The 10,064-nt window shown below is 44.4% G+C and carries 7 protein-coding genes; 4 read left to right on the top strand and 3 right to left on the bottom strand.

The genetic code is table 11. The features are described 5' to 3' along the window. Nucleotides 1-274: 274 nt before the first annotated feature. The gene (locus IM479_RS09510; RefSeq protein ID WP_287684274.1) at nucleotides 275-1,735 is read right to left on the bottom strand and encodes an efflux RND transporter periplasmic adaptor subunit; all 1,461 of its coding nucleotides are present in this window, start codon (nucleotides 1,733-1,735) and stop codon (nucleotides 275-277) included. 285 nt (nucleotides 1,736-2,020) lie between these two features. On the opposite strand from IM479_RS09510, the gene IM479_RS09505 reads away from it, so the two are divergent. Beyond that, complete coding sequence (locus IM479_RS09505) at nucleotides 2,021-3,379, top strand: SUMF1/EgtB/PvdO family nonheme iron enzyme (protein ID WP_287684273.1); 1,359 nt, start codon at nucleotides 2,021-2,023, stop codon at nucleotides 3,377-3,379. Between the two features lie 295 nt (nucleotides 3,380-3,674). Here IM479_RS09505 and aspS read toward each other — a convergent pair whose 3' ends face one another. Continuing rightward, nucleotides 3,675-5,462: an aspartate--tRNA ligase gene (gene aspS, locus IM479_RS09500; RefSeq protein ID WP_287684272.1), complete on the bottom strand. Its 1,788-nt coding sequence runs from the start codon at nucleotides 5,460-5,462 to the stop codon at nucleotides 3,675-3,677. 220 nt (nucleotides 5,463-5,682) lie between these two features. Here aspS and IM479_RS09495 point away from each other — a divergent pair, with 220 nt between their 5' ends. Next, a complete protein-coding gene (locus IM479_RS09495) occupies nucleotides 5,683-6,465 on the top strand; it encodes an aldolase/citrate lyase family protein (RefSeq protein ID WP_287684271.1) in 783 nt (260 codons plus the stop codon). A gap of 869 nt (nucleotides 6,466-7,334) precedes the next feature. Here IM479_RS09495 and IM479_RS09490 read toward each other — a convergent pair. Further along, nucleotides 7,335-8,162, bottom strand: coding sequence for a DUF3598 family protein (locus IM479_RS09490; protein WP_287684275.1), 828 nt, complete (start codon nucleotides 8,160-8,162; stop codon nucleotides 7,335-7,337). A 37-nt stretch (nucleotides 8,163-8,199) separates the two neighbouring features. Between IM479_RS09490 and panD the strand changes: the two genes are divergently transcribed. Next, the gene (panD, locus tag IM479_RS09485) at nucleotides 8,200-8,619 is read left to right on the top strand and encodes an aspartate 1-decarboxylase (protein WP_052277873.1); all 420 of its coding nucleotides are present in this window, start codon (nucleotides 8,200-8,202) and stop codon (nucleotides 8,617-8,619) included. Nucleotides 8,620-8,693: 74 nt separating this feature from the next. Beyond that, entirely contained in the window at nucleotides 8,694-9,881 is a 1,188-nt protein-coding gene (locus IM479_RS09480) for a TRC40/GET3/ArsA family transport-energizing ATPase (RefSeq protein WP_286826316.1), read from the top strand. Nucleotides 9,882-10,064: the final 183 nt, after the last annotated feature.

Genomic DNA, 10,064 nt, shown 5'->3' with positions numbered 1-10,064 from the left:
TTATCAGTTATCAGTTATCAGTTATCAGTTATCAGTTATCAGTTATCAGTTATCAGTTATCAGTTGACAGTTATCAGTTATCAGTTATCAGTTATCAGTTATCAGATGTAAGTTTTAAGTTAATTAGTTAGTTATCTTTATAGCAGTTTTCATCAGAATGAGGTATGGGCAAGGGGCTTAAACCCTTTGTTGGCAAAACTTGTTGATACCTCAGTAACGTGAAAAGCGCTATATCTTTATACCTGTTTACTGATTACTGATTACTGATTACTGATCACTGATTACTGATTACTGTAATTTTGTCGCCATCACCGAGATAGGCTGCCCCTTTGGCCACAATGCGATCGCCCGCTTGTAAACCGGTGAGAATTTCCACGCGATTATTCGGCATAATTTGACCTAATTGCACAGTTTTGGCGGTGACGGTGTTATCAGGTTGAACTAAATAAACTAGAGCTTGATTATCTTTTTGGGGTAAAACCGCGGTCATGGGGACGGTTAAACTATTGCTAGTATTCGTTACGATCGCACCTCGTAAAAACATCCCCGGTTTTAATCCTGTATTGTCGGTTAAATCGACTTCCACTGTTGCTTGACGGGATGCCTCATCGACGATGGGATTAATTTCGCGCACCTGTCCCGATAGTTTCAGACTGGTATTAGCATCGGAAGTGATAGTAACGGGCGCTCCGACGCGGATTAAGGGCAATTGATTCTCAGGAACCCGTAATCTTAGCTCTAAACGCCCATTTTCGATGATTTTAAAGAGAGCATTTTGACCGTTGGTGGTGTCCCCGATGCGGCCATTTCTTTCGGCAATTTTGCCACTGACCGGGGAAATCAGGCGCGTCTCGTTTAATTGGGCTTTAACTATGGCTAAACGGCTTTGAGCTTCCGCTAATTGGGCTGTAGCTTGGGCGATCACTTCGGGACGATTACCCGCTTGCAATTGTGCCAGTTGCTGCTCTGCTTCTCCTAAACGGGATTGGGTCTGTTGTACGATCGCCGCTTGGTTTCTTTCTTCATTGAGGACTTCATCGAGACGATCCCGGGCGATCGCTCCTTCCGCTTCTAAACTTTGGTTTCTCTGGACGCGTTTTTTGGCCAAATCCCAATCCGATTGAGCTTGACTAATTTCGGCTTTTATGCGTTGAATAGTTTGTTTAGCTCCAGCGATCTCCTCTTTACGGCTACCCGCTTGCAATTCTGCCAAACGCGCCCGGGATTGGGCGACATTTGCCTGTGCTTGGGTTAATTGCGCTTGCAGGACGGTATCATCGAGACGAGCCAAAATTTGACCTTGGCTGACCCTATCCCCTTCATCCACAAAGATTTCTTTGATTTGTAGTCCTGTCGCTTGGGAAAGAATCGGGATTAATTCATAGGCTGCCACGCTTCCAGTCGCTTTCAAGGTGCGGGCCACGGGAGTAAATTCTACCCTAGTGGTGGTTACTGTTTGTGCTGGTGCTTCATTTTTTGCCGCTACGGGCTGAGTATTGGGGTTTTGGGCTGTTTGGGGTCGATTAGCGAAACGAGTCGCCCCTAGGGTCAATAAAACCCCTAATCCCACACCGATAAATAAACCCCGTCCTCCCGATAGCCAAGAGTTGGTTTTTGTCGGTTTTGGCGAGTATTCGGGTTCCTCTGGCTCAATTTCGGGATTAAATGCGATTTCTTCGGGAACTAGCGAATTATCGGCTGAATGCTGGTTATTTTCTAGGGTATCTGGCCGCACGGTCTGCCCTCTCGGTAGATTCTGGATAAAATGTTAAGTTTTGTATCCATTTATAATCTAACGGAAAAAGGTCACGGGTGGGGAAAGTGAGAAAGTGGACTTGCTCTAAAAATCCAAAATTGTTGTGTTTGGTGAGGATTCAGTAGGCAGTAGTCAGGAGACTCCGAGACAGGAGACTCCGAGACAGGAGAATTAAGAATGAGTAATAATCAATTAAATGGTTTATTTAGAGATTTTATGCCAGTTAATCTGGCTCTCCCCTACTTGTGGTCATAAGAAAAAGTTATGAAAAAGTCAGAGATCCAAATTTTCTTGGCCCATGCCAGTGAGGACAAACCAGCAGTTTTGGCACTGTATGACCGCCTTAAGCAAGCGGGATATAAACCTTGGTTGGATAAAAAAGACCTGATTCCGGGTCAAATTTGGCGAGATGAAATTCCGAAAGCGATTAAAGCTAGTCAGATTTTTCTCGCCTGTCTGTCAGCGAAATCGGCTAATAAACAGGGATACATCCAACGGGAGTTGAGGATTGCACTTGATACCTTGGGAGAGATGCTACCGGGGACAATTTTTTTTATTCCCATGAGGTTAGAAGAATGCGAAATTCCTGATCTGCGACTTGCAGAAGTTAGCTTGAATCTGCGAGATATTCACCGGCTTGATTATTGGGAAGAAGACGGATTTGAGCAACTAGAAAGAGCAATTGGCTATCAGTTCAAGCTTGAACCGGAAGAGCCAAAACAACTGTTATCAGTATTTAACTTTGAGGTGGTGGGAGTAAATGCGAAGGGTGAGCAAATCAAAAAAGAGTCGAAACAGTCCCAATATTTCAGGGAAGATCTGGGCAAAGGCATCACCTTAGAAATGGTCGCCATTCCGGGGGGAACTTTCCTGATGGGAACAGAAGATGAGGAAATCGAAAGACTGGTTAAAAAATTTAATTGGGAAGGATTTAGAAGGGAAAGATCCCAACACAAAGTAACGATTCAACCTTTCTTCATGGGTAAATATCCCATCACCCAAGCTCAGTGGCAAGCGATCGCCTCTCGCACGGATTTAAAAGTTAAACAAGACCTTGATTTCAAGCCAGCCTATTTTAAATACCGTCCCGATAGCGATCGCCGTCCCGTGGAACAAGTCAACTGGTACGATGCGATCGAGTTCTGTGCGAGATTATCAAAACTAACGGTTCGGGAATACCGACTACCGAGTGAAGCGGAATGGGAATACGCTTGTCGTGCTGGAACCACCACCCCGTTTTACTTTGGGGAAACCATTACGGGGGAATTGGCTAACTACAATGCCAGTAATACCTACGCCGATGAACCGAACGGAGAATATCGAAACGAAACAACTCCCGTGGGACAATTTCCCCCAAACGCCTTTGGACTGTACGATATGCACGGCAATGTCCGGGAGTGGTGCGCCGATACTTGGCACGATAACTATGACGGTGCGCCGACGGATGGCAGTGTCTGGATAGAAAATGGTAATGATAATCGTTCTCCTCTGCGGGGCGGTTCCTGGGGCTACAATCCTACTTACTGCCGTTCCGCGATTCGCTACGACTACTACTTCCGCCGCGTCAACCGCATCAACAATTACGGTTTTCGGGTAGCCTGCGTTTTCGGGAGAACTCTCTAACCCTTTTTCCTTTTTCCCCTTTTACCCTCATTCCCTATTTTTTCTTTTTTCTTTTCTTTCCCGCCCTTAGGCGGGTCGATTTTGTAGGGGCGAACTCGACCCATTTGGTCGATTTTTGCTTAACAATTGTCAAGGATTGTTAAGATGCGCTTACCCTGCACTTTTCCCCTAGTTCCCAAAACTAAACTCTAGGAATTTTTAGCCACTGCCAAAGAGGATGAAGTGAGGGACGAAAAGAATTTAACTTAGTGTCAACAGACTTGCAAAAATTAGGTGGGCAATGCCCACCCTAATCTTAGGATGGCGGTTTGTAGGTAGAAGCAACAGATAATTCTTTTAATTGCTTGGCTGCCACTGTCGAAGGTGCAGAAGTGAGTAAACAACTAGCTTGCTGGGTTTTCGGGAAAGCAATCACATCGCGAATCGATTCTTCTCGGGCTAACAACATCACCAAGCGATCTAAACCGTAGGCGATACCACCGTGGGGAGGGGTTCCGTATTCAAAAGCTTCTAACAAAAAGCCGAATTTATTATAGGCTTCCTCTCGGGATAGACCGATGGTAGCGAAGACTTTTTCCTGTACTTCCCGTTGATAGATCCGCAAACTGCCGCCACCGATTTCAATACCATTAAAAATCATATCGTAGGCTAGGGCGCGAGCGTGGGCTAGATCGTCTAAATCTTCGGGATTAGGGGCAGTAAAGGGGTGATGCAGTGCTTCTAGGCGTTTTTCCTCGGTGTTGTATTCAAACATCGGGAAATCCGTCACCCAGAGGAGGTTGATTTTCTCAGGATCAATTAATCCCAATTGTTCCCCTAAAACTAAGCGTAGGCGGGATAGGGATTTATTGACTGTATCGGTATCTCCTGCCCCAAATAAGAGCAGATGCCCCGGTTTTGCGCCAGTCTTCTCGATTAAAGCCTGTTTTTGTGCCTCTGTCAGGTTATCTTTAATAGCACCGATGGTATCAAAATCGTAGTCTTCGCGCACGCGGATGTAGGCAATTCCCTTCGCACCCGCGTCGGTGGCTTCTTTGAATAAATCCCCACCCGGCTTGATTCTGACGTTAGAAATCGCCTCGTTACCGTTGGGAATCGGTAAAACTTTCACCGTCCCACCACTGGCGATCGCACCTGAAAACACCTTAAATCCCGAATCGGCAAAAATCTCCGCCACATTGACCAATTCCAAGCCAAAACGGGTATCGGGGCGATCGATCCCATAGCGATCCATAGCCTCAGCATAGGTTAAACGGGGCAGGGGTAGGCTTATATCAATATTTTTGACTTTTTTGAAGATATGAGCTATTAAAGCCTCATTCAGGGCTAAAATCTCAGGTAAAGAGAGAAAACTCATCTCCATGTCCAACTGAGTAAATTCCGGTTGACGATCAGCGCGCAGATCTTCATCGCGGAAACAGCGGGCGATTTGATAGTAGCGATCCATTCCCGACACCATTAATAATTGCTTAAATAGTTGCGGTGATTGGGGTAAAGCGTACCATTGGCCCGGGTTGACACGGGAAGGAACTAGATAATCCCGCGCCCCTTCGGGAGTCGATCGAGTTAAAATTGGCGTTTCCACTTCAATAAAATGCTGTTCATCTTCGAGAAAACGGCGCATTTCCTTGACAACTTGGTGACGTAGTTGTAAATTCTGACTCATACGCTCCCGGCGTAGGTCTAGATAGCGGTATCGCAAGCGCACATCTTCTCGTACCGATTCACTTTCGGAACTAGAGACGACAAAAGGCAGTTGTTTAGTAACCCCATTGAGAATCTCGATGCTAGTGGCGTAAATTTCGATTTCTCCGGTGGCAATGCGCGGGTTAAGGGATTCGGTAGGCCTTTGACTGACTGTTCCCGTCACCTTGATGACATACTCGTTTCTGACGGTTTCAGCGATGGGGTAGGAAGCGGGGGTTCGTTGGGGATCACTGACGATCTGGACAATACCACTGCGATCCCGCAGATCGATAAAAATAACGCCACCGTGATCGCGACGACGATCGACCCAACCGAAGAGGGTGACACTTTTTTCAATTTCGATCGCGCTAAGGTCGCCACAGTAGTGAGTTCGCATAGTCTAACTAGAGAATTACTTATATTACGAATGTAGTATAGAAAGGATGTGGCCAGAAAAAAATCAGACGGCCTTGCTCATTATGCCGGTATTTTGTCACTCTTGTCCCTTTGTTTAGGGTATTTTTATGGTCTCCTCGTCCTCAGCTATCAGCTTTTCGCCGATCGGCTATAATCAACAAGGCTCCTCTAGCAGTTAGCGATTTTGAACGATTAAAATCATGAATTCCTTAGAAAAAAAAATGGTGCAACTGTTAAGAGAACTCAGGGAAGATCACCATGTTTCAGGGGTAAAAGCGGAATTCGAGACGGAAGGAACCCGACTGACGGAAGCGATGCGGTTGAAAGAAATTAGTCTGAAAGCGGGGGTAGATTTTAATCTGAAAATCGCCGGTTGCGAAGCGATCAGAGATATATTTGATGCGGTTAATTTAGGAGTCGATCGCTTGATTGCTCCCATGGTAGAAACAGCCTACGCTTTACAAAAATATCTGCGGGCAGCTAGGAGGGTTTTAGCTGATCAAGGGGTGGAAGATGTGGAGTTATTAGTTAATATCGAAACGATTACTGCCTGTGAGAATTTTCAGGAAATGTTGGCGATTCCAGAGATAAAATCTCTCCATGGTATCGTGATCGGACGGATGGATTTAGCCTGTTCTTTGGGATTAACTCGCCGGGATGTGAATAGCGAGCAAGTTTTGGCTCTGGCTTTACCTTTGGCAAAAAAAGCTAAGGCTGCCGGTTTGACTGTTGCCATTGGGGGTGGGGTGTCACTGCATTCTTTACCGTTTTTCAAAATGTTCTGCCAAGGACATTTTGACCGCTTCGAGACGCGCAAAGTTATCTTTGATTGTCCCCAAGCTTTGGATAATTTCAGTTTAGCTTTGCCCAAGGCGATCGAGTTTGAATTACTCTGGCTAGAGAATAAGAAAAATTATTATGGTGCTATTGTTCGTGAAGATGCCCAGCGTTTAGAAATCTTGCATAATTTACTTTTTGGTTAAAGATATTGGTCCTTCGATCGATCGTGCAAAACCTAGGCATATCCAATCAATCTGACAAATAAAAGGTAAGTCCGGCTGGATAAATCTAAAAACAGTGTTGGATCAGATTTTTAGGCTTTTTGGTTTCCAAAAAGTGCCAGGGATTGGATCGATCGGGGCGAAATTGGCTCTCTTATTCTTGGTGTGATCAGTTTAACTTACTATAGAAGCGATCAATCTTTGTGTCCTCTGTGTCTGGTGTGGTTCCTTCCACACCCCCGCCCCCACCAACCAACTTTTTGCTGCAAACCCTAGATAGTTAACAGTTTCCCATCCCCAGTAGCTAATCTGGAGACTTTTCTCGCAGCATATCTGGTACATTTTGTCAAAAAAACTTTTTCGTTTTAACATAAGTACACATATTTTTGGCAAAAGATCTTTTTCGACAAAGGATCTTTTGCCAAGTTTTTCCCAGGGACGAATTAGTAATCCTAGACGTGGCAAGGGTTTCAAGGCACAAAGCCTAAAAACGCACAGAGTAACCCGATTCTTAGATTTTAGCAGCGGGCTGTAACTATTGCAATCTCGTTGACAAATAGGAATTTTTCTCAATTATTTTTTAAGAAAAGTAAAGATGAAGGAATGTAACTTTAAATCTTCTCAAGTATATTGGGATTTTGATAAACTTTGCTTATATAAATTAGCCCTTAGCATTCAGCTTCTGAGAGTAGTTATCTTATTGGTGAAGTACAAAGTTGTCGTTTTGGCAAGTCTCCGAGCAAGGAGAAGATGCCAAATCCAGTTATGATTCATCTTGATCAGAAACGCTATATTTTTCAGTGTAATTAGTGAATTTCCTTTTTATTATCAATCTAGCTGATGGCTGACGGCTAATAGCTTTCTTTTTCCTCTGTCACCAGAGTAATACCTGTCCATTCTCCCTTCTCGTTATAAGAACGAATTAAGCGCTGTCTTTGAGTAGGAGAAAGTAACCAACCCACCTCTAAAACAAAAGGATAACCGGCAGTAATTTTCAGAGGTGTATTAGAGGAAGAACCATCGGGCAGCAGCAGGATTTGAATCGGCAGCGGACTATTTTCAAACAACAATCTTTGTCCCTCGATACGAGCGCTAGAAGTAATTTTATTATCGCCAAAAGTCAAAGTTTGCGAGAGATAATTATCCCCCTGACGCTCGATCGATACATGGGTAGAATAGGCAGCAGAATTATAAAAATCGCGTCCCGTTGTCACCGCTTGTCCTTGCCATTGACCCAGTAATTGCTCCACCGTTAACATCGGTCTTTCTGGGGAGCTAGAATCAACTAACTTTTCCCGAATTAAAGTCAAGCGATCGAACTCACAGCGTTCATTAAATAACTGTACGATTCTTAATCGTCTTTCCCCAGAGATTAACCCAAATTCTGCGCCAAATTGTGAGGAAAAACTACTAAAATATAGAGAACCTTGGCAAAAGGCCCCCGTCTGGCTAAATAGAATACCCTGATTGAGAGAACCATACTCTAAAATCAAATCTTCCGGCACTTGATCGCTGTAGAAACGGCGGACCAATTGACGAATTGAGCGATTATTATTAATGCCTTGCAAAGATACCAAAGTCGGGGTATCTTCGATCAGATCGCCTTGAGGAGACAGACGGGTAAAAGAACCTTGCCATTGACCGAGATTTTTTAGTAAACATTCCCACTGGGAGAGCATAATAATTGAAGTAATTGGGGTAAATAGGACAAAATACATGGGAACAATTCGATTAATGCACGCCAAACTCCATCGAGTGCGCGTCAGCGAGGCTAACGTCGATTATGTCGGCAGTATCACTATCGATCGAGAATTGATTGAGCGGGTCGGTATTTTGCCCCTTGAAGAAGTGGATGTGGTCAATCTTAGCAATGGTAAGCGCTTTTCCACCTACGTTTTTCCGGGCCAAACCGGGGAAATCTGCCCCAACGGTGGTGCGGCTCTGCTCTGTCAACCCGGAGATATTTTGATTATCTATGCCTACGAACAACGTCCGAGGCAAGAAGTTCTCGAAAACGGTCATTTTGCCAAAGTTCTCGTCGCTGATGCTGAAAATCGCTGTCAGCAATTTTTTGAACAGAGCCTAATTCCCCGGGGTGATGGTCGGGGAGTGGAATTTTATAGCCAAGAATGCTGATTCTTGTCCTAAATTTGTTAACTTTCCCGTCATAATGAGAATAAGTAATGTAAACTTTCTTAGAATCAGCCCCCATGCGTGTAATTCTCATGACCGGTAAAGGAGGCGTGGGTAAAACCTCCGTCGCCGCCGCTACAGGACTCCGCTGCGCCGAACTTGGCTATAAAACCCTAGTTCTCAGCACCGATCCCGCTCACTCTCTCGCTGACAGTTTCGATCTCGAATTAGGTCACGATCCTCGTTTGGTACGCCCCCATCTTTGGGGGGCAGAATTAGATGCACTAATGGAGTTAGAAGGCAACTGGGGCGCAGTAAAACGTTACATTACTCAGGTATTGCAAGCTAGGGGTTTAGATGGAGTGCAAGCGGAAGAATTAGCGATTTTACCCGGAATGGATGAGATTTTCGGCTTAGTTCGCATGAAGCGCCACTACGACGAGGGTACTTATGATGTGTTGATTATCGATTCCGCACCCACGGGTACAGCCTTACGATTGCTGAGTTTGCCAGAAGTGGGCGGTTGGTACATGAGAAGATTTTACAAACCGTTACAGGGAATGTCGATGGCATTGCGACCACTGGTAGAACCTTTATTTCGACCGATCGCCGGTTTTTCCCTACCGGACAAGGAAGTTATGGATGCTCCCTACGAGTTTTACGAGCAGATCGAGGCTTTAGAAAAGGTTTTGACCGATAATACTCAAACCTCGGTACGTTTGGTGACAAACCCCGAAAAAATGGTGATTAAGGAGTCTTTACGCGCCCATGCCTATCTAAGTCTCTATAATGTTTCCACCGATTTGATTATTGCCAATCGGATTATTCCCGACAAAGTAACCGATCCTTTCTTTGCCCGTTGGAAAGAAAATCAACAGGTTTATAAACAGGAAATTTACGATAATTTTCATCCTTTACCGGTTAAGGAAGTTCCTCTCTACTCCGAAGAAATGTGTGGTTTACCCGCTTTGGAAAGACTGAAAGAAACTCTTTTTGCCGAGGAAGATCCGACTAAGGTTTATTACCAAGAAAACACCATTCGGGTAGTTCAACAGGAAAATAATTACAGTCTGGAATTATATTTACCCGGCATACCCAAGGAACAAATACAACTAAATAAAACTGGAGACGAGTTAAATATTCGCATTGGTAATCACCGTCGTAATTTAGTCTTGCCCCAAGCTTTAGCAGCCCTGAAACCTTCTGGAGCAAAAATGGAAGATGATTACCTGAAAATCCGTTTTAGCAACGTGGTGAAAGTGTAATTTTCTTAGAGTAGGTGGGAAGCTTTTCAGTGATCAGTAAACAGTAATCAGTGAACAGTAAACAGTAAACAGTAAACAGTAAACAGTAAACAGTAAACAGTAAACAGTAAACAGTAAACAGTAAACAGTAAACAGTAAACAGTAAACAGTAAACAGTAAACAGTAAACAGTAAACAGTAAACA

The organism is Microcystis sp. M165S2, assembly GCF_020245885.1.
GTDB lineage: Bacteria > Cyanobacteriota > Cyanobacteriia > Cyanobacteriales > Microcystaceae > Microcystis.
The sequence above is the reverse complement of the archived record's forward strand: the minus strand, read 5'-3'. Positions and strand labels throughout refer to the sequence as shown.

Excerpts from the sequence above, each read along its gene's own strand:
- IM479_RS09505 (WP_287684273.1), top strand. The coding sequence starts at position 2,021 with ATGAAAAAGTCAGAGATCCAAATTTTCTTGGCCCATGCCAGTGAGGAC.
- aspS (WP_287684272.1), bottom strand. The coding sequence starts at position 5,462 with ATGCGAACTCACTACTGTGGCGACCTTAGCGCGATCGAAATTGAAAAA.
- IM479_RS09495 (WP_287684271.1), top strand. The coding sequence starts at position 5,683 with ATGAATTCCTTAGAAAAAAAAATGGTGCAACTGTTAAGAGAACTCAGG.
- IM479_RS09490 (WP_287684275.1), bottom strand. The coding sequence starts at position 8,162 with ATGCTCTCCCAGTGGGAATGTTTACTAAAAAATCTCGGTCAATGGCAA.
- panD (WP_052277873.1), top strand. The coding sequence starts at position 8,200 with ATGGGAACAATTCGATTAATGCACGCCAAACTCCATCGAGTGCGCGTC.
- IM479_RS09480 (WP_286826316.1), top strand. The coding sequence starts at position 8,694 with ATGCGTGTAATTCTCATGACCGGTAAAGGAGGCGTGGGTAAAACCTCC.